Annotated in this window: 23 protein-coding genes; 12 read left to right on the plus strand and 11 right to left on the minus strand. The window is 41.7% G+C overall.

All coding sequences use genetic code 11. The features are described 5' to 3' along the window. Window positions 1-119 precede the first annotated feature (119 nt). The 4 genes from prpE (at window position 120) to AS29_RS21110 (ending at window position 2,052) form a co-directional block, all read left to right on the plus strand. Window positions 120-863 carry a bis(5'-nucleosyl)-tetraphosphatase PrpE gene (gene prpE, locus AS29_RS15485; protein ID WP_035409241.1) on the plus strand — a complete coding sequence of 248 codons (744 nt, stop codon included), beginning with the start codon at window positions 120-122 and terminating at the stop codon, window positions 861-863. A 71-nt stretch (window positions 864-934) separates the two neighbouring features. Next, complete coding sequence (locus AS29_RS15490) at window positions 935-1,675, plus strand: class I SAM-dependent DNA methyltransferase (RefSeq protein WP_035409243.1); 741 nt, start codon at window positions 935-937, stop codon at window positions 1,673-1,675. A gap of 1 nt (window position 1,676) precedes the next feature. Next, entirely contained in the window at window positions 1,677-1,865 is a 189-nt protein-coding gene (locus AS29_RS15495) for a hypothetical protein (protein ID WP_035409244.1), read from the plus strand. A gap of 7 nt (window positions 1,866-1,872) precedes the next feature. Then, window positions 1,873-2,052 carry a DUF1272 domain-containing protein gene (locus AS29_RS21110; protein ID WP_082883876.1) on the plus strand — a complete coding sequence of 60 codons (180 nt, stop codon included), beginning with the start codon at window positions 1,873-1,875 and terminating at the stop codon, window positions 2,050-2,052. An 87-nt stretch (window positions 2,053-2,139) separates the two neighbouring features. On the opposite strand, the gene AS29_RS15500 is transcribed toward AS29_RS21110, so the two are convergent. The 4 genes from AS29_RS15500 to AS29_RS15515 are packed head-to-tail and all read right to left on the minus strand — an operon-like array spanning window position 2,140 to window position 4,918. Continuing rightward, a complete protein-coding gene (locus AS29_RS15500; RefSeq protein WP_231889959.1) occupies window positions 2,140-3,042 on the minus strand; it encodes an RluA family pseudouridine synthase in 903 nt (300 codons plus the stop codon). Beyond that, window positions 3,032-3,826 carry an NAD kinase gene (locus tag AS29_RS15505; RefSeq protein ID WP_035409246.1) on the minus strand — a complete coding sequence of 265 codons (795 nt, stop codon included), beginning with the start codon at window positions 3,824-3,826 and terminating at the stop codon, window positions 3,032-3,034. Before AS29_RS15505 ends, AS29_RS15500 begins: the two co-directional genes overlap by 11 nt. Before the next feature lie 36 nt (window positions 3,827-3,862). Beyond that, the gene (locus tag AS29_RS15510) at window positions 3,863-4,501 is read right to left on the minus strand and encodes a GTP pyrophosphokinase (protein ID WP_035409248.1); all 639 of its coding nucleotides are present in this window, start codon (window positions 4,499-4,501) and stop codon (window positions 3,863-3,865) included. A 42-nt stretch (window positions 4,502-4,543) separates the two neighbouring features. After that, window positions 4,544-4,918: a hypothetical protein gene (locus AS29_RS15515; protein WP_035409250.1), complete on the minus strand. Its 375-nt coding sequence runs from the start codon at window positions 4,916-4,918 to the stop codon at window positions 4,544-4,546. 169 nt (window positions 4,919-5,087) lie between these two features. Between AS29_RS15515 and AS29_RS15520 the strand changes: the two genes are divergently transcribed. The 4 genes from AS29_RS15520 (at window position 5,088) to AS29_RS15535 (ending at window position 7,818) form a co-directional block, all read left to right on the plus strand. Next, window positions 5,088-5,666: a CYTH domain-containing protein gene (locus tag AS29_RS15520; RefSeq protein ID WP_035409252.1), complete on the plus strand. Its 579-nt coding sequence runs from the start codon at window positions 5,088-5,090 to the stop codon at window positions 5,664-5,666. A 15-nt stretch (window positions 5,667-5,681) separates the two neighbouring features. Then, window positions 5,682-6,314 carry a lytic transglycosylase domain-containing protein gene (locus AS29_RS21930; RefSeq protein WP_035409254.1) on the plus strand — a complete coding sequence of 211 codons (633 nt, stop codon included), beginning with the start codon at window positions 5,682-5,684 and terminating at the stop codon, window positions 6,312-6,314. Between the two features lie 218 nt (window positions 6,315-6,532). Continuing rightward, on the plus strand, window positions 6,533-6,943 hold the full coding sequence (locus tag AS29_RS15530) for a globin domain-containing protein (RefSeq protein ID WP_035409256.1): 411 nt from the start codon (window positions 6,533-6,535) through the stop codon (window positions 6,941-6,943). Next, window positions 6,943-7,818 carry a ClpXP adapter SpxH family protein gene (locus AS29_RS15535; protein ID WP_051860738.1) on the plus strand — a complete coding sequence of 292 codons (876 nt, stop codon included), beginning with the start codon at window positions 6,943-6,945 and terminating at the stop codon, window positions 7,816-7,818. Before AS29_RS15530 ends, AS29_RS15535 begins: the two co-directional genes overlap by 1 nt. Before the next feature lie 529 nt (window positions 7,819-8,347). On the opposite strand, the gene AS29_RS15540 is transcribed toward AS29_RS15535, so the two are convergent. Next, window positions 8,348-8,947 carry a hypothetical protein gene (locus AS29_RS15540; protein ID WP_035409258.1) on the minus strand — a complete coding sequence of 200 codons (600 nt, stop codon included), beginning with the start codon at window positions 8,945-8,947 and terminating at the stop codon, window positions 8,348-8,350. Between the two features lie 331 nt (window positions 8,948-9,278). Here AS29_RS15540 and AS29_RS21650 point away from each other — a divergent pair, with 331 nt between their 5' ends. Then, window positions 9,279-9,452, plus strand: a complete 174-nt coding sequence (locus AS29_RS21650) for a hypothetical protein (protein WP_197491620.1) — start codon at window positions 9,279-9,281, stop codon at window positions 9,450-9,452. 79 nt (window positions 9,453-9,531) lie between these two features. Here AS29_RS21650 and pepF read toward each other — a convergent pair whose 3' ends face one another. From pepF to mecA, 4 genes are all read right to left on the minus strand, one after another. After that, on the minus strand, window positions 9,532-11,349 hold the full coding sequence (pepF, locus tag AS29_RS15545) for an oligoendopeptidase F (RefSeq protein WP_035409259.1): 1,818 nt from the start codon (window positions 11,347-11,349) through the stop codon (window positions 9,532-9,534). Window positions 11,350-11,443: 94 nt separating this feature from the next. Beyond that, window positions 11,444-12,616: a competence protein CoiA gene (locus tag AS29_RS15550; protein WP_051860739.1), complete on the minus strand. Its 1,173-nt coding sequence runs from the start codon at window positions 12,614-12,616 to the stop codon at window positions 11,444-11,446. Window positions 12,617-12,940: 324 nt separating this feature from the next. Then, the gene (cls, locus tag AS29_RS15555; RefSeq protein WP_035409262.1) at window positions 12,941-14,455 is read right to left on the minus strand and encodes a cardiolipin synthase; all 1,515 of its coding nucleotides are present in this window, start codon (window positions 14,453-14,455) and stop codon (window positions 12,941-12,943) included. A 164-nt stretch (window positions 14,456-14,619) separates the two neighbouring features. Further along, complete coding sequence (mecA, locus tag AS29_RS15560; RefSeq protein WP_035409263.1) at window positions 14,620-15,276, minus strand: adaptor protein MecA; 657 nt, start codon at window positions 15,274-15,276, stop codon at window positions 14,620-14,622. A 311-nt stretch (window positions 15,277-15,587) separates the two neighbouring features. On the opposite strand from mecA, the gene AS29_RS15565 reads away from it, so the two are divergent. Further along, window positions 15,588-16,250: a TerC family protein gene (locus AS29_RS15565; protein ID WP_035409265.1), complete on the plus strand. Its 663-nt coding sequence runs from the start codon at window positions 15,588-15,590 to the stop codon at window positions 16,248-16,250. 38 nt (window positions 16,251-16,288) lie between these two features. Here AS29_RS15565 and spxA read toward each other — a convergent pair whose 3' ends face one another. Next, window positions 16,289-16,687 carry a transcriptional regulator SpxA gene (gene spxA / locus AS29_RS15570; RefSeq protein ID WP_035409267.1) on the minus strand — a complete coding sequence of 133 codons (399 nt, stop codon included), beginning with the start codon at window positions 16,685-16,687 and terminating at the stop codon, window positions 16,289-16,291. Window positions 16,688-16,934: 247 nt separating this feature from the next. Beyond that, window positions 16,935-17,513, minus strand: coding sequence for a GNAT family N-acetyltransferase (locus AS29_RS15575; protein ID WP_035409268.1), 579 nt, complete (start codon window positions 17,511-17,513; stop codon window positions 16,935-16,937). 138 nt (window positions 17,514-17,651) lie between these two features. Between AS29_RS15575 and AS29_RS15580 the strand changes: the two genes are divergently transcribed. Both AS29_RS15580 and AS29_RS15585 read left to right on the plus strand, forming a co-directional pair. Then, a complete protein-coding gene (locus AS29_RS15580; RefSeq protein ID WP_035409270.1) occupies window positions 17,652-17,837 on the plus strand; it encodes a hypothetical protein in 186 nt (61 codons plus the stop codon). A gap of 119 nt (window positions 17,838-17,956) precedes the next feature. Further along, entirely contained in the window at window positions 17,957-19,144 is a 1,188-nt protein-coding gene (locus AS29_RS15585; RefSeq protein WP_035409272.1) for a glycosyltransferase, read from the plus strand. Window positions 19,145-19,224 lie beyond the last annotated feature (80 nt).

The raw sequence follows: 19,224 nt of genomic DNA on the forward strand, positions 1-19,224 counted from the left end.
CTTCATACCCGTTTTCGGCTGCAGCATTCCCGTTCGCCTTGAAAACCGCGTCTTTCATTATGTATAGTTTGTGATAACGGCTGGAAAATAATCGGAAAGACCGCATGGAGTGATGAAGAATGAAAATAGATGTGATTGGAGATGTGCACGGCTGCTATAAGGAACTGACGGAGCTGCTGTATAAACTTGGATATAGGGATCATGATGGTATACCCATCCATCCTGAAGGAAGAAAAATTTCTTTTGCCGGGGATTTAACAGACCGGGGACCGGACTCATTAAAAGTCATCGAAAAAACTGCCCGGATTATTACAGCAGGAAAAGGGTATTACTCTCCCGGAAATCACTGCGACAAGCTCTATCGCTATTTGAAAGGCAATAAAGTACAAATCAAGCACGGTTTGGAGACAACAGTTGAAGAATTGAATCAATTAAATGAACGGGACAGAAAAACACTTCGCGATACATTTATGAAGCTTTATGAAGAAGCCCCTATTTATCAGGAGCTGGATGGCGGCAAGCTCATCGTTGCCCATGCCGGTATTCAGGAAAAGGATATTGGCCGTTATACGAAGCGAATTAAGGAATTTGTATTTTACGGTGATGTTACTGGTGAGATAATGGAAAATGGGATGCCTGTGAGAAAAGACTGGGCACTTCATTATAGTGGACAGCCCTGGATTGTTTACGGACATACACCTGTGAAAAATCCAAGAATCATCAATAAAACAATCAACATTGATACGGGGGCGGTTTTCGGAGGAAAACTGACCGCTTTTCGGTATCCGGAAGCAGAAACGGTATCCGTCCCATCCTCCATGAACTTCGATGCGGCAAGATTCAGAGAATATCCCGGCTCCTGATTTCTATTGTAAAAATTTTATATTTAAAGTAAAATTTTCAAGTCGTGTGTTTTACCGAAAGGGGGATAGGGATGGAACGTAAAGGATCGAAGCCATACGATGAAGAAGCTTTTTTTCAGGAATTTATGAAAAGAAGGTATCGGACAGACAGTCCAAATTTAATTATTGAAAAACCAGCCCTCCTTCAATTAATCGGCAATCCCAAGGACTGCAGGGTTCTCGACCTTGGCTGCGGAGATGCATCATTGGGGCTTGATTTACTTATGCAGGGATGCACCTCCTATTTAGGAATTGAAGGCTCGAATAAAATGTTTGAAGAAGCGATTCGGGTACTTGAAACAACGAATGGAAAAATTGAATTATCCTCAATGGAAGATTATGCTTATCCGCCAGAAGCATTTGATCTGGTCGTTTCCGAGCTGGCCATTCACTATGCAGAGGACATTGAAACACTTTTTCAATCTATATTCCAGACTCTAAAGCCCGGCGGAAGACTTGTTTTCAGTGTACAGCACCCGCTTCTGACTTCATCATTTACAAGCAGCGAATCGGGAAAGAGCCGCAGCAGCTGGGTTGTTGATGATTATTTTCACAGCGGAAAGAGAGTAGAGAATTGGATGGGTGAACAAGTCGTAAAATATCACCGCTCAATTGGTGAATACTTTTCGGCCATTGTACATGCAGGGTTTAAGATTGAAAGTCTCATAGAACCAAAGCCGGATCCTCAAAACTTTTCAAATCCGGAGGAATACAAACGACGCATGCGGATCCCGCTATTCGTATTATTCTCTTGCACAAAAGGAGCGGACTAAATTGGATAAGAACTATAGTATAGGATTACTATTTGTCATGGCTGGCATGTGCTTTTTAATGCTCTCGATTGCATTAAAGCCAGAAGGCCTGATGCTTGCTGCTCTGCTAGTACCATCACTGATTTTAAATATCGCCGGAACAGCTTTCATCATGAAATTCCTTCAGAAGGGAAAATTGAAAAGGAGCTGAAATATCCATGTCTCTTGAGATGCGCAAGCAATGCGAGCGGTGCAGTGGAGCTCTCCAAGATCAATCCCCCGCCTACATATGTGTACACGAATGCACCTTCTGCGAACCATGTACGGAAGAGATGATGAAGGTTTGCCCAAATTGCAGCGGGGAATTAGTTAAGCGGCCAAGACCACAGGTTCATTAAGGTAAAGATATAGAAAAAAGACGAATTCCAGCCGGATTCGTCTTTTTTCCTATTTGCCCAGGGTCAGTTCAATTCGCTGGGCCTCAGTTATTCAGAAGTATTCCAAAACTCTTTCATATCCTTCGGGAGCGTCGCATGAAAACTCATTTGCTCTTCCTTAAACGGATGCCAAAACGTGAGCTCTGAGCTGTGCAAAGCCTGCCTTTTCATTAAACGATCACTGCCGCCGTATAGCGTATCTCCTGCTAACGGATGACCGATACTGCTCATATGCACTCGGATCTGGTGGGTTCTCCCTGTTTCAAGCTTCAGTTCAGCCAAACTGCAGTCCTGTTTCCTTCCGAGTGTCAGATAAGCCGTTGCAGCATACTGGCCATCTTCCCTTACTTCTCGTTCAATGATACTTTGCAGATTTCTGCCAATGGGTTTGCTGATGATTCCTTTGTCCAGCTGCAATTTCCCATGAACAATCGCCGTATACGTTCGATGAATACCCGCCTGCTTCTGCTGTTTGGAAAATTGGGAGTGGCTGAATCGGTGCTTCGCTGCAAGCATAAGACCGGACGTGTCTTTATCAAGTCGGTTTACGATATGAATAGTTGATGAGAGTCCCTGTTTTTGCAGATGATACAGCAATCCATTAGCTAGTGTACTGTGCGGATAGAGCATGGAAGGAATCGTCGGCATTCCTGCTGCTTTGTTTAAAACGATGCAATGGTCATCTTCATAAACGATTGAAAGCTCTAAATCCTGAGGAATCAGACTTTCACTTGGTTTTTCAACAGGAAAAAGAACAGCCACTTTATCCCCCGCTGTCACCTTTTTTCTGACCGTCTCTTGAATTCCATTCACAGTAATGCATCCGCCGCTGAATTTAATATCAATAATGGCACGTTTCGTCAGTTGCTTTTGCTGCAAAAATTCCTTCACCAGCAGGCCGCTTTCCCGCTGCGAAACGCTCCACTCCATCTGAAATTGTTTACTGTCCAATAAAGGAATCCTTTACACGCTTCCAGAAAGGGAATGGACGGAATCGGGCGAAGCGTACATTTTCTTTTGCAACGCGGCATTGAATCGATTTCACGTCTTTATGCAGGAGCGTTAAATGATCAATCGTGATTTGGAAATCCGCATCATTAACAGGCTTTAACAAGCAGGTGTGGTGGTCAGGCAAAATAAGCGGAGAGCCTACTGTACGAAAGACGCGGTTATTAATAGAAGCCATTTCGGCAAGCTGAATAGCCCTGATAGAAGGATGCAAAATCGCTCCTCCCAATGCTTTATTATAAGCTGTGCTTCCGGATGGAGTGGAGATGCATAGCCCATCCCCGCGAAAAGTCTCAAATCGCTGGCCTTTGATTTCGACATCCATCACAAGGGAATTCTCAATCGCTTTCACTGTACACTCGTTCAAAGCGAGGTACCGCGCTTCTTTTCCCCCGTCATTATGCCGGATAATAACCTCAAGGATTGGATATTCCACAATCTGATGAGGTGTTTTTGCAATCGCTATTACCAGCTTTTCAATTTCATCCGGAACCCAATCCGCATAAAAGCCGAGATGGCCTGTATGTACTCCTATAAAAGCGGTCTTATCGAGGCGGCTGCGATATCGGTGAAACGCGTAAAGAAGGGTGCCGTCGCCGCCAACAGAGATGACAATATCCGGACGGTCTTCATCATACTCGAGATCAAAGTCGCTCAGGTATGTCCTCATTCTTTGCATCAGTGTATTTGATTTGCTATCGCCTTTAGACGTAATTGCGAATCTCATATTCCAGGCCCCTTTTCTATAGATTATATACCGCGCCTACTCCGACTCGTTCGATTCCGTTTTTCTTGAGAAAATAGCATGGGCCTCTTGAATTTCTCCCTTTATCAGTGACATTTCTTCATCCAGCCTGTAAGCGGCTTCCGCTGCCCGCTTAAGACGAATTCTGATTGCTTCCGGAAAGTTCCCTTTATATTTGTAATTAAGAGAATGCTCTACTGTTGCCCAGAAATTCATAGCTAATGTCCGAATCTGAATTTCAATCAGAATCTTCTTTTCGCCGCTGATCGTCTGAACGGGATAATGTGCAACGACATGGTAGGATCGGTATCCGCTCTCTTTTTTATGGGAAATATAATCTCTTTCCTCAACAATTTCAAGATCTTTCCGCTTTCTCAGCATGTTTACTACTGCCCGGATATCATCTGTAAACTGGCACATCATTCTCAGCCCCGCGATATCCTGCATGTCGCTGTGGAGCCGATCCAATTGAATGTTTTTCCGTTTAGCCTTATCGAGAATACTCGCAATCGGCTTCACTCTCCCCGTCACAAATTCGATAGGAGAATGCGAGCTTTCAAGCTCATATTCTGTTCTTAATCCCTTTAACTTAACCTTTAATTCGTCAACCGCCTGCTGATACGGAGCCAGGAACAGCTCCCATTCTCTCTCATCCATTTCCATCGCCCCCAGCATGAAATGTTCTCATTCTTTTTTTGCTTAGGTAGCAAACACTTCGGAAACCTTGCCTTCCATTTCCTCTCCGTAATTCGCATTGCCTGCTATGTTCTGAACCAGCTCATCAAGCTCCTCAAAGAATTGCTCAAGCTCTATTTCATGTTCATTTATGCGAGCCCAAACGGTTAATGAAGCTGTTCTTGCTTTTTCAACCTCTGGCCAATGTGCAGCCGGAATACTTAAGTATGTAAAATGCTCTGGGTTTTCCAATATGTATACAAATGCGAGGTTATCTGAATCTGCTAAAATTTGTCCTTTAGCCTCCAATTCAGAAGCCTCGCCGTTATAAGAATTCCCTGTCAGCACCAATTTCTCCTCTTTAACTGACGCTTCCAATACTTCGATTTTATTGTTCATTTATTAAAACTCCTTCCAATCCAAAACTACACATCTATTTTACCATACAGTCGCCGCTCTTATAAAATGGAAGCTCCATTCATCCCCGCCGCTTTTCAAACTTTTCTTGATTGCTCTGGCTGCTTTAAAGAGAGATAATAGAGAAAACATGTAATATTGGAGGATCACCATGGCTCAGCATATCGAAATTGAATTTAAAAACATGCTAACGGAAGATGAATTCAGCCGGTTAGCCATCGCATTCAGCTTTAATGAAAAAGATTTTCATGAGCAGGTGAATCATTATTTTGACACCAGCGATTTTCAAATAAAAGAAAAGAAATCCGCCCTTAGAACCCGCTATAAACATGGAAAGTGGGTGCTTACACTTAAACAGCCAGCGGAAACAGGACTTCTGGAAACCGAGCAAACTTTAACAGATGAAGAAGCAGCTTTTCTAATGGAAGAACACCAATTTCCAGCTGGTAGCGTCAAGCACCAGCTTAAATCGCTCGGAATTGCTGATGACGCCATTCGCTATTTTGGTTCCCTGACAACCTTCCGTGCTGAAAAAAAAGCAGAAAACGGCTTAATCGTTCTTGATCGGAGCCGATACTTATCTATAGAGGACTATGAATTGGAATATGAAGCAGACGAAGCTACATCAGGAGAACTGTATTTCAGCAGGCTTCTCGAAATGCATCAGATTCCTGTCCGTGAAACGAAAAATAAGGTTCGCCGCTTTTATGAACAAAAATATCGAGAATAAAGGAGATGACTCCGTATGGAAATAAAACAGTTTCAGACGATGATGGAACTACAGAACCTTCGCTCCCTTGATTTTCAATCCAATAAACAGACAGAAAGCCAATCAGCCAGCGACATGTTCAGCGACCTGCTTGATACAATGCTCCAATTTTATACCGGAACGCCGCAAGATCCGGCATCAGCTCTCCCAAACCAGCAGCGGCCGCTATTTACACAAGCGCTCCCTTCCTTAGATGAAATCAAAGCATCTTCTGTAAAACTTCCATCAGGCCCCGCTTCTATTGAGACGATTATTTCAGAGGCTTCTGAAGCGTATGGCGTGGACCCTAAATTGATTCGATCCGTCATTAAACAGGAATCCAATTACAATCCGAATGCTGAAAGCGGAGCAGGAGCCATGGGATTGATGCAGCTAATGCCTGCGACAGCAAAAGGACTTGGAGTCGAAAATCCTTTTGACCCAAGGGACAATGTTATGGGCGGAACGAAATACTTACAACAGATGCTTGCCAAGTACGATGGAGACGTCAAACTCGCTCTTGCAGCTTATAATGCCGGACCTGGAAACGTGGATAAGTACGGTGGGATTCCTCCATTTAAAGAAACACGAAATTATGTCGAGAAAATTTCAGCATCTTATTTTGCCTAGGCAAATCAGTCCATTGCGGACTGATTTTTTTATGGGAAAATGGATTTTTAAATAAAACTCAGAGCGATTTGTTTGAGATATATGAATCTCATTGTTAAAATAAGTTTATTACATGAGCAGGACAGAGCTAAAAACCCTGGCATATCACGACTGAACACACTTATTTAAGAATAATCTTACTCAGTTTGAAGAGAATTTAAGATAAAGGAGTTATCAACATGGCAGAATCTTTTACAACTCCGTATGAAGCGATTGGAAAAGAGCTTCTTTCCCAGCTTGTTGATGCTTTTTATTCCAATGTAGGAAAACATCCCTTGCTGTCACCTATTTTTCCTAACGAATTAAGCGAAACAGCAAGAAAGCAGAAACAATTTATGACTCAATACTTAGGCGGTCCCTCTTTATATACGGATGAGCATGGTCATCCAATGCTGAGAGCGCGGCACCTGCCCTTTCCTATAACAGAAGACCGAGCGGAAGCCTGGCTGGATTGTATGGACAAAGCAATGGACGAGGTTGGACTAGAGGGAGATATTCGAAATTTCCTTTTCGAGCGGCTTACATTAACGGCGCATCATATGGTGAATACTCCAGGCAGTGCGCTCGATAAGAAAGGAGAATGGAATTAATGCCTTATGGCGAGAAAAAGAATATCGGGCATTTTTTCTCCCATTGCCACGGCAATGCAAAGAAACCGCTTGAAATATATTTGTTCGTCGACCCTCTTTGTCCTGAGTGCTGGGCGCTTGAGCCCATAATTAAAAAATTGCTGATGAGATACGGACGCTTCTTTACACTGAAGCATATTATCAGCGGAAATCTGGCATCTTTAAATGCCATTAAAATGAAACGCCCTGAGAACATGGCAGCTTCCTGGGACAGCACTGCATGCCGCACTGGAATGTCATGCGACGGATCAATCTGGTTTGATAATCCAATCTCCTCTGCTTATGCACCTTCTGTTGCGATAAAAGCAGCAGAGCTGCAAGGGAGGAAATCCGGCATCCGATTCCTCCGCAAGCTGCAGGAAGTCCTTTTCACTGAAAAGCAGGATGTCTCAGATGAAAAAGTGCTTATTGAAATTGCGGGTATTACCGGTCTTGATAAAGATGAATTCATTAAGGACCTTCACTCTGAGAGCGCCGTAAAGGCTCTGCAATGCGATATGAAAATAACTGCAGAGATGGAAGTCAGCGAAATGCCTACCATTGCATTCTTCAATGAACGGGTAGAAGAAGAAGGCTTGAAAATCGCCGGCTATTATCCATATGAAATGTACGAAGAAGTGCTGTTCGAAATGCTCGGCGAAACCCCGCCGCCATCCGAACCGCCTCCGCTGCAGGTATTCCTATCTTACTTCCGATTCGTCGCTTCTAAAGAAATCGCTCTGGTTTACAACATGAGCATTGAAGAAGCCGAGCGTGAAATGAAAAAATATCAGCTTGCACAAAAAGTAGAAAAAGTGCCCGTCAAGCACGGAACGTTCTGGAGAGCATTAGACTGAAAAACCGCCATCCCCTTTGAGGATTTGGCGGTTTTTTTGGTTGCTGGTGGACGGTGATGGGGGTGTGACTTGTTTTCTGGCCGTTCCGTGACTTATTCTGGCCGTTCTCCACTCCTATTTAACCGTCCGTTTTTTTCTGTCCAACCTGCACCGTTTTCTGGCCGTTCCCAGTCATTATCTGTCCGTTCCGCCTCTTATTCTGGCCGTTCTCCGATCTTATTTAGCCGATGGATTTTTTCTGTCCAATCGACCTGGTTTTCTGGCCGTTCCCGGGCATTATCTGTCCGTTCTCCACCCTTATTTAGCCGATGGATATTTTCTGTCCAACCGACGTGGTTTTCTGGCCGTTCACAGGCATTATCTGTCCATTCCGCCTCTTATCCTGGCCGTTCCTCATTTCAATTTAGCCGTACATTTTTCCTGTCCACCAGACCTGGTTTTCTAACCATTCTCCAAAACATTCTGTCCGATTGCAGTTAGCCCTACCCAATACTTAGGCATATTCGATTGCTTCTTTACTAAATTTTTCTTATGTACAAACAATATAATACCAATGCTCATGGACTTTTCTTCGTTCTAAAAAATCAGCTTGGACATCTTCTTCAGAAGGTGGAGTTCCGTCCGGAGAATACACATAACCAGAAAAATTATCTAAGACGCCTCGGACCGTAAAGAATAGCACTTTATCTCCAGCTTTTATTATTTCATTGCCATCTGACAAAAATTGATTTCCTTTTAAAGAGTATGAGTATACGCTTTCTTTTGCTTTCACTAATTCCCCATCATAGTAAGAATGAATTGCCTCCATTCTCGCATTGTATTTAATGGAAAATTCCGCATACTGGATCATACAATTGAACGGATTAAAGAAAATTAAAGCAAGGATTAGGGCGTTCAGCATAAGCGGCAGAAAGCTTTGAACTTTATTCTCTTTAACCCTTTTCACACTATAGCGAATCGTGAAAAACAGCATGATGATAGCACCGAGCACAATAATTAAAATACCAGGGAACAGCACGGTCATGGAAAAAATAAAGCTTGAAAAGAATACACCAAGTATCTGAAACACAATAACCATAATGATCCCTATTATTAATGGAACATATATTTTATTTCTCTCTTTACTCATCCAATCGAATCTCCTTACATAATTTGTATAGCCAGTTTACCATATTTCCTCAAATCTATTTGTAACCGCTTACTTTATTAAATAAATTAAAAAAGACCATGCCGGGATAAGCATGGTCTCTTCTTGTATGTCTTAACGACAACAAAGGGGATGGGAGAAATTTTTCACGGTCAAACAAAGGGGTAAATGTTTGTTATGTGATCAATTTCACACCCTGAGTATATCAGAATATGTCGAGTTTTGACAAGTACTTAGTTCTTAATTCACAATTTCGTCACATACATATTTTATCATCTACCTTCATATACAGAAGGACGGGGGTGGTTCCAAGATGAATCCAATCATAATTACTGGGATGATCCTTCTTTTTGGAGGGGCATTCTTCCTTCAAATTCTGGGTCTGATGAATATGATTCCGGTCATCCTCTCTTCTCTCATTCTTTTTGTTATCATCGTGAGCGGTATTTATGGGATGACGCGCAAAAAAACATTTAAAGGATTTTAACTGCAGGGATTCCGCTCCGCAATTCCAAAACATGCCTAAAGAGAAAGCCGCTCCGTGATTAAAGGAGCGGCCTTTCGCTTTATTCGTTCATTAATTTCTCGAGCTCGTTCAGCTTTTCTTCAAATACTTTGCACGCTTCTTCTACCGGCTGGGATGATGTCATATCAACCCCTGCCTTTTTCAGAACTTCAATCGGATAATCCGAGCTGCCTGCACTTAGGAATTCAATGTAGCGTTTTACTGCAGGCTCTCCCTCTTCAAGAATCTGCTTGCTGAGGGCAGCGGCAGCGCTAAAGCCAGTTGCGTACTGATATACATAGTAATTGTAGTAGAAATGAGGAATCCTTGCCCATTCCAAGCCGATTTCTTCATCCACGACAATGTTCTCACCGTAATATTTTTTGTTTAAATCGTAGTACATTTTCGTCAAAAGCTCTGGTGTCAGCGGCTCACCGTCCTGTGAACGTTTGTGAATAGCATGTTCAAATTCAGCAAACATGGTTTGACGGAATACAGTGCCTCTGAATCCATCGAGATAGTTATTCAGCAAGTACATCCGCTTCTTCTTGTCATCAATCGTTTTCAGCATATAATCATTCAGCAATGCCTCATTCGTTGTTGAAGCCACTTCTGCGACAAAGATTGAATAATCGCCGTAAGGATAAGGCTGATTTTTTCTTGTGTAATAGCTGTGAACGGAATGGCCGAATTCATGAGCCAGCGTAAACAGGTTGTTCACATTATCCTGCCAGTTCATCAAAATGTAAGGGTTCGTTCCATACGTGCCTGAAGAGTACGCGCCACTTCGTTTTCCTTTGTTTTCATGAACATCGACCCAGCGGTTTTCAAAGCCCTCTTTCAAAATATCCAAATAATTTTCACCAAGCGGTGCGAGTCCTTTTAACAGATAATCCTTTGCTTCTTTATAAGGAATCTCCATCTTTGTGTTTTGGACAAGCGGTGTGTAAAGATCATACATGTGAACCTCATCAAGGTTTAGGGCTTTTTTACGAAGTTCTACGTAACGCTGCAGCAAATGCAAATTTTTCTCTACAGTTGAAACGAGGTTATCATATACCTCTTCAGGAATATTATTGCTGCTTAGTGCCGCTTCTCTTGCTGAGCTGTATTTTCTTGCAGTTGCATAGAAGTTATCTTTTTTTACTGCACCGGACAGTGTGCTTGCCAGCGTGTTTTTGAATTTTCCATACGTATCATAAACCGCTTTAAACGCATCGTGCCTTACCCGGCGGTCTTCACTCTCCATAAATGTGATAAAACGGCCGTGTGTAACTTCCACCTCTTCCCCGTTTTCATCTTTGATCGCAGGGAATTCCATATCTGCATTATTTAGCTTGCCGAAAATATCGCTCGAAGCTCTAAGTGCTTCTGTTGCCTGTGCTAGCAGAGCCTCTTGCTCAGCAGACAAAACGTGGGGACGTTCACGGTTGATTTCCTCTAGGGCGTGACGGTAAAGGCTCAAGCTTTCGCTTTCCTCCACATATTGTTTCAGTGTTCCTTCATCCATAGCTAGAATCTCAGGAACCATGTAGGACGAAATGCTGGACGCTTCTGTATAAAGACTTGCTGCTCTGTCATTTAATGCCTGGTACAGTGAATTACCCGTATCCTGATCGTATCTCATGTGTGCATATGTATATAATTTTCCAAGGCGCTCCGTAACTGAATCCTGATAGGAGAGACCTTCATATAAAGTTTGAGCAGAATCTCCAAGCTTCCCTTGATAGTCCGCAATTTTAGGAATAGCTGTTTTTAATTCCGCAAACTCCTTCTCCCAAGCCTCATCGGTTGCGAAAATGTCTTCCAGTCTCCATGTATCCTCTACCGCAATATCGCTTCTTAGCGGCAATTTTTTTACTGTTTGCTGTTCTGACATGTCTTTTCCCCCTTATCCATACTTAAGCTGAAATCAGCCTTAAACTCATCTTGTCTAAATTTTCTTATGAAGTCAATTGATTTGCCGTACATGCCTATAGGTTATGCTCAAGTGCTGAAATTAGCCTGAAAAATTCACAATCCTCATGCAAAACGTCCGTTATTTTGGATGACCACCTGATTGGTGCAAGTGTATATATGTTGTTTTTCTCCGTCCATGTTAAAAATCCTGCTTGCATCAGCCTATTTCCCAATTCATAAAGGATTTCTTCAATTGAAGGACTAATGGTCTGAAGACTGCGCCTTTTAATATGCCCTTCCGACTCGAGGAAAGAGAAATAACGGACCACTTCTTGTTTGGAAAAACCAGGACGGGTCTCTGCCCATAATAGGAGCCATGTTTTCCAAACATATGGCTCTGTTTCAATGGCAAAGTCAAATTGCGCTGGCATGAAAACGATAGGAGGGATAAGAGATAATGGAAGTCGCTTTTTCAAATAAAGCACCTTCTGCAGGGAGGTTACTTGTTTTGAAGGAGGATATTTTCTATATTTAAGGACCTTGCTTTGGAGCCAGCTGACTGGATATCCGCTTGGAGCAGAGCACTTGTGCGGAGCCAGAGAATCCATGCTTAGTTCCATCACTTCGGCTTTTGCATGAAAAATCTGCTTAGAAATAGGGAAGAATCCGGATAATCTTAGGAGCTGCTTATTTTCCGGGCAATAATACAAGAGGTAGGGAAGCGATGAATAGGGGAAATTTTTGATGAAGAACCAGTGGAAGGCATTTAGACGATACTCAGAAGCTCCCGTTCGATGAAGCTGATTCGAACCGAGAATCCAGACCGGTTCTATCTTAAGACTCTGATAGCCCCTGCTCCGGCGGATTACCTGTTCATGGGGAATGGACGAGCATTGGTATTCAATTGCATACTTCTTCTTATTAAACGTCAGCATCATATCCGGCCGCTGCCGGATTTCCGGGAGATACGGCTCCAGCTCCGCCTCCCCTTCTTGTTTCAGCCTGTCGAACAGCTGCTGCTTTCCAAGCAAGTGCCGTTCACTCTCCGGCTCCACCTCATAATGACAGGCTGTTTTTTTACGATGAGCAAAATGATACCTCTTTACCGTACCAAGCTTAAGCTCTACGCTCTGCCTGCAAGCTGGACAGTAAAATAATTCGGTACTCCGAAGCTGATCCAGCTCCTCGAATGAATAAACCTTGTTTAGTAAAGAAAATGCACCTGATTCAGTTAAAGACGTAAGCACAATCCTTCCTCCTTATAAATAGAATGCAACTACCCTTTCTCCATGTGTTTAGGCGAATCCTTCTTATATGAGAAGATTGAATTTTCGGGGTTGAAAAGGGGATTATCAGCGGTTAAAAGTCGGTATTCAAAGGCAGAGACCAAGCAGCTAGGTAACGATGCAGGTCCTTTTGGCTGGAAATAAGAAAAATATCGAAGTAGCTGGGAAGGCCATGTTTCCAGCATGAACCACAATCAAAGTGGCTCAGTTCATGAGACCGGGAAACGAAAACCATAAAAAAAGACTAACCCTTTATGGATTAGTCTTTTTCCTATATGCCCAACCTTAAAGCATCGGTGACAGCAGCCTAGCAAATGATTCAAACATCCGCTGAAAAAAGCTGCGTTTGACGAAGTCGTCCATATCCAGCTTTTTAGATTCCAGCAAGTCTTTCTCATATTCTTCTACGAGTGTCACAGTACTATCTGTTCTGTATAGGAATGCATTCACTTCAAAGTTCAGGTGGAAGCTCCTCATATCCATATTGGCGGTACCAATGGAGGCTAGCTCATAATCCACGATCACAATTTTGCTGTGCATGAATCCTTTTTCGTACTCATAAATTTGAGCTCCGGCTTCCATTAGTTCAGCGAAATAGGATCTTGATGCGTAGAAGACCAGCTTTTTATCAGGTCTTTTCGGGACAAGAAGGCGCACATCTACACCGCTAAGCGCAGCGACTTTTAATGCTGAAAGAATATCCTCATCCGGAATAAAATATGGAGATGCGATCCAGATAGAATCTTTAGCTGAAACAATCATGGAGAAAAATAAGCTTTTAATGTTTTCCCACTTATTATCAGGCCCTCCGGCGATCATCTGAACTCCGCCATTCCCCTCAGGGAATTCTGCTGGATCTGCTTTAAGATAAGTTTCCGTATCAAGCTCCTTGCCGGTCATATAGTACCAGTCCTGAAGGAAAATCATGTGCAGAGTCCGCACCTCTTCTCCTTTAACCATCAGATGTGTATCACGCCAAAAGCCAAAGAAGTCGACTTTTCCTAAATACTCATCTCCTACATTCAGGCCGCCCATAAATCCTATTTTACCGTCAATAATAATGATTTTACGGTGATTTCGGAAGTTGATTTTATTGCTTAAGAAAGGAAGAGTTACCGGAAGAAATGGCACCATTTCTATTCCTGCCCTGTGCATTTTGCTAATATATCCTTTGGAAAGCTTCCAGCTCCCCACTGCATCATACAGGAATCTGATTTTGACCCCTTCCCTCGCCTTTTCAATCAAAGCTTCCTGAAGCTGAAGCCCGATGTCATCGTGCCGGACTATATAGTATTCTAGATGAATGTACTTTTTAGCCTCTTTGATTTCCTTCAAAATCGCCGGAAACTTCTCATCCCCATTTGTTAAAATGGTTGTCTCTGATGCAAAAGAGACAGGACTGTGACTAAGATTGTGAGCCAGCTTAAACATGAGTTTCTGGTGGTCCCCCATTTGTGCTGCCCGTTCTTCATAATCGTGATGATCTCCTTCTATTTGCAAATACACCTGCTGATCGATAAGCGCTTTCTTTTCAAAAAGCCTTCTTTTTCTGACATTGCGTCCAAACAGCAAATAAAATAAAAACCCGACGATTGGAAATGCGCCGAGGACAATCAGCCATGTTAAGGTCTGATTAGGTTTTCGGTTTTCCATAAAAATGACGAAGCCGATAAAGACAATTGAAAGGGTAAATATGATACTTAATGCGGCTAAAATCCAGTCTCCCCAATAATTTTTCGTTAATAGAATAACGGCTGTTACAAATAATGAAAAAATAATGACCTGTATAAAATTTTTCATCCAATCTCACCTGACTTTTCTGCAGCTTAAGGTATAGTACGAATTACATTCCCTAAAAGTTTCGTTCGTAATCATACCCGAAATAAAATAACTTATGGCATTACTATCATACCCTTTACAACTCAAAAAAAAGAACCGATTTCTATAGAAATCGGCTCGTGAGCTTAAGCAAAATGCTTTCGGATCGTATGCAATGCGTGTTCATCCATTACCTTTTTTCCGTATTCTTCAAGCCTGTGGACCGTAACTTTTGATTGGCTTCCATATTCAGAAATAATGCTTAGTACATTTTCCATTTCCTCTGCCGCTTGTTCTTCAGTAAATTCAGCAAACAGATAGTATTGATTATTCAGCGCAAACAAGCTATTGGAAAATCCGGAAAGATTCGTTTTTGCTAACGAAATGACATCCTCAAAATCACTAAAATGTATGACATATTCCAGCTGTGGAGGCTGATCCTCACCTTCAGCAGGGGCTTTGGAGAAATGTTCATCCATTATACTGTCAATGTTGTCATCTACAGGAATTTCGTGATATTTATCATCACTGATCGGCAGCTCGAGCTTCTGTCCATCCTTCGACATCTGTGCCCTGGTGACCACTACCTCCAGACCTTTGTCCATTGCCTGAACCTGGATCCAGAGTGGTCCTTCCATCATAAAATCTTCTTCCTCGTGCACCTCATCCATCATTTCCCAGAAGAGTTCTTCACTTCGTTCACGGTTGTACCAGATTTCATCCCGGTCAAAGCCGCGTTCTTCTATATCGCCATATGAAATATAAAATTTCACGGTATGCTCATTAATGCGTTCAATTTCCATGGATTACACTTCCCTTCTTTTTTTGATGTTGAAGGGACAACTAAACCCCCGATAGTTGCACTTTCCTACACTTTACCCCAAAGCCTGGCTTTTTAACCGCCTTCTCACTTACCACAACACCCTCATATTAGTCAACCACAGCTTAGAGAATCTTGTACTCCTATTTTATGATAAATCACACATAAATGAAATAAAAAAACCCTGAAAAGAATGAAAACAGTTATTAACCTGTGATGAGGCATATTGCTTGTTGCTTTTCATATATTTGGTACAAGCACAATCCTTTAATGCGGGACAAACGGGGGTATTGGATGGAGCAGGAGTTTCTAATCTCTTTATTGATGATTATTGGCATTGATTTAATCCTGGGCGGAGACAATGCCATTGTAATTGCTATGGCCAGCAGAAGGCTTCCGGAAAAAAAGCGTCAAAAGGCGATTATTATTGGTACGCTTCTTGCCATAACTCTTAGAACCGCTCTTACAACTGTAGCCGTATATCTTCTGACAATTCCTTATCTGCAGCTGGCAGGCGGGATATTCCTTCTGTATATTTCTTTCGGTTTAATGGCTGGAAAAGAGGAGGAAAACGAAAACATTAAAAGCCATGGGAGTTTGTGGAAGGCTGTAAGAACGATTGTCGCTGCGGATGTACTAATGGGGCTTGATAACGTTATAGCCGTTGCAGGAGCAGCAAACGGCCACACCATGCTCGTCGTAACCGGACTTTTCATTTCGATTCCGGTCATAATTTGGGGAAGCAAATTTGTTCTGCAGCTGATTGACCGCTTCCCTTATTTAATTTATGTCGGAGGGGGAATGCTTGCTTACACTGCAGGGAAAATGATTTCTCATGAAGATCAGCTTCAATTTTTGGCAAGTAAACCATTGTTTCTTGAGGGAATCCCTTATTTTACCGTACTCATTTTTGTGTTAAGCGGTGTACTTATGAAAAAAATGAGAACAAGCACATAAAAGCCTTCCAATATCACTGGAAGGCTTTTATCTATCGTTTATTCGTTAACTAGGCGCTGTGCTTCACGCAGCTGATACGTACGTACTTTTCTTGGCAAAAAGCGGCGGATTTCATCTTCATTGTAGCCTACTTGAAGACGTTTTTCATCAATCATGATTGGTCTTCTAAGCAGTCCAGGATGATTCTGAATCAGCTGATATAGGTCTTGAAGAGGCATGCTCTCAAGATTAACATTTAGTTTTTGAAAGATTTTAGAACGTGTGGAAATGATTTCATCCGTTCCATCTTCTGTCATCCTTAAAATTTCTTTAATTTCATTGATAGACATCGTATCGGATAGAATGTTTCTTTCTGTATATGGAATTTCATGCTCTTCCAGCCACGCCTTTGCTTTTCTACATGAAGTACAGCTTGGTGATGTATATAAGGTTACCATGGAACTTTCACTCCTCTGTACGTAGTTTAAAATAAAATCACTTTAAACAAGTAATATCTATTGCTCATTATACTATAAAAAAGTAAGTTAGTGAATATCTTTTCCTTAAAAGTTTGACGAATTCGTTACAATTCCCTATAAATCAGTATTGTTTATATTACTTTAACATTCTGACAACTGCGCTCCAGTACCAATAAATTCATTTACTTCCTGTTTTTCGGCGTATCATACGCGTATGCATTCTCAATTAGTTTTTCTCATCGAAAATGTCGTTAGATTCTTCCTCGCTCCGTATTTTCAGTACTTCCTTCACATCTTCATAAGAACGGCCGTACCACTCTTTATCCTTATACGTATGAATGTGCTTATAGGTTTCCTTCATTGCAGAAAAAATTTCTGATTCCGGACGGTCATTTGGGGACCAGTAGAGAATTTCCATATGATTCACTTCATTGGTTGCTAAAGATCTTCTGGAATATCCGATGGAGCTTGCATGATGAAAACCTTCCCTTTGATAAAACTTAAGGCGTTTTGCCGTATCCTGATCGGAATCATCAACAGGCTCAACCTCCAAAATAATGGGTTTGTTTTTCTCTTTCAGCTTCGCAATAAGCTTATGTCCAAGACCCTCGCCGCGTGCATCTTTGGAGACATATATGTAATCGATAAAAAGAAAATCATCGAGCTCCGCATACATGAGCACATGTTTTGGCCCTTCATCCTTGTAATAAATATCGCCTCTGTCTTTCAAAAGACCTTCTATATGATCACGTGATTTCATTTCTTCAATCGGAAAATACTGGCTAAGTTTCTCGTACCAATTCATACTTTCTCTCCTGTTAAATGTAGTTGTATTGATAATTTACCCATTTTGCTTCTGCATAAACATATTATAAAGCATTTGTTTAAATTAACTGAAAATTGAATACATTTTATGTATAATAGGAATAAGGAGTTGATTGGCATGATCAGCTATTTTACTGATTTCGTTCTTTTCGCCGTTTTTGTTATCGGATTGACTGCTACAATGGGTGTTTTAGCAAATGGGATCGGGTCGGGTTTGTTCGGAGGAAAAACGAAGGATATCTTTTTTCAGCAGTCTGAGAAAACACAGAAAGGCTGGAACCGAGTAAAAAGAATAAACCGATGATCAATCGGTCTAATCCAAGCCTCTGTGCTTGTTTTTTTAGACATTCCATGGACAAATATACAGACATGAAGCAACCGCATGAATAAGATAGCATAAAAGTCAAAGAGGTGTATTTATTCATGAATGACACCGGTGTTGTTATGCCCGTATATATACAGAAACCTTCCTTCCTAAAGGCTGCAATTGAATCCATGCTACACCAGGATCTTCCTTATTTCCGCATGATAATAGTAGTGGATGGAGCTCCTGAGATGATTGGGTTTGTGGAAGAATACAGCAGAAACGATCCTAGAATTGAGATTGTAATTAATGAAACCAATAAAGGTGTTTCCAAATCACTAAACAGAGGATTTGATATTCTTTTTCAAGATCCTTCAATTAAATATTTAACCTGGGTCTCAAGTGATAACATCTATTATCCAAATTTCCTAAGCACATTAAGAACCTTTCTTTCCACCTCTCCAACTAACGTAGGTTTGGTGTACAGTTCCTTTCAGAATATTAATGATGACGGAAATACTCTCCTGACCGAAGCACAGCTTGAAATACAAAGAAACTACCAGGCCATGCCGAAAGAAAATCTGATGGACGCATGTATTGTTGGAGTTTCTTTCATGTACAAAAGTGAATATGCTAAAAATTTAGACGGCTACGGGGCTGAACCCGTTGAAGATTATGATTACTGGCTGAGGCTTACCCAATTCTGCGACATGGCGTTCATTCCTGTTGAACTTGTTGATTACCGGGTTGACTCGGAATTTAGTATTTCCGCCTCATTAAAAAATGAAAATCACCATCGCCGGTGGAGATATATGTATCACCTAGTAAGACATCAAGCAAGAGTGAGACTCCAAATCACACCGGAGCTGACAGTTGTATATGTAGGAACAGATACAGAAAATGCAGTAAAGAGAGCTGAAGATCTCTACGATCAAGTATTTAGCAATTATCATTTTAGAATCGTGGATAGATCCCCAGACCAATCTATAACGGGCACTTTAATCCAGATTTCCCATCCTCTTACTGAATTTATCTCGAACCCATTTGTAAATGAACATCAGGCACTCCTTGCTGCCATACGTTCCATCCAAACTCCTTATACATTAATCTTAGGAGATGATCTTTTTCCAACCCCAATGTTCATTCAAACTTTGATCTCTCAACTTAGGAATGCTGCTCCCTCCATTCTTTCCAGCTCCTTTACTTCAAACTATGAAAAGGTTGTTTTTCAGACAGAGCTTAATTCCGAAAATCCATTCACAAATCAGTTGTTCAGGACATTAAAGTTAAAAGAAAAACTTCAATAATGGATGCAATCCCAACAAGAGAGGTTTAAAACATGAAAATTTTGTTCACATTCTATCTTCCAAGCGGAGGGATGGAAACA

The sequence above is a fragment of the Bacillus sp. SJS genome, from assembly GCF_000732485.2.
GTDB classification, from domain to species: Bacteria; Bacillota; Bacilli; order Bacillales; family Bacillaceae; genus Metabacillus_B; species Metabacillus_B sediminis.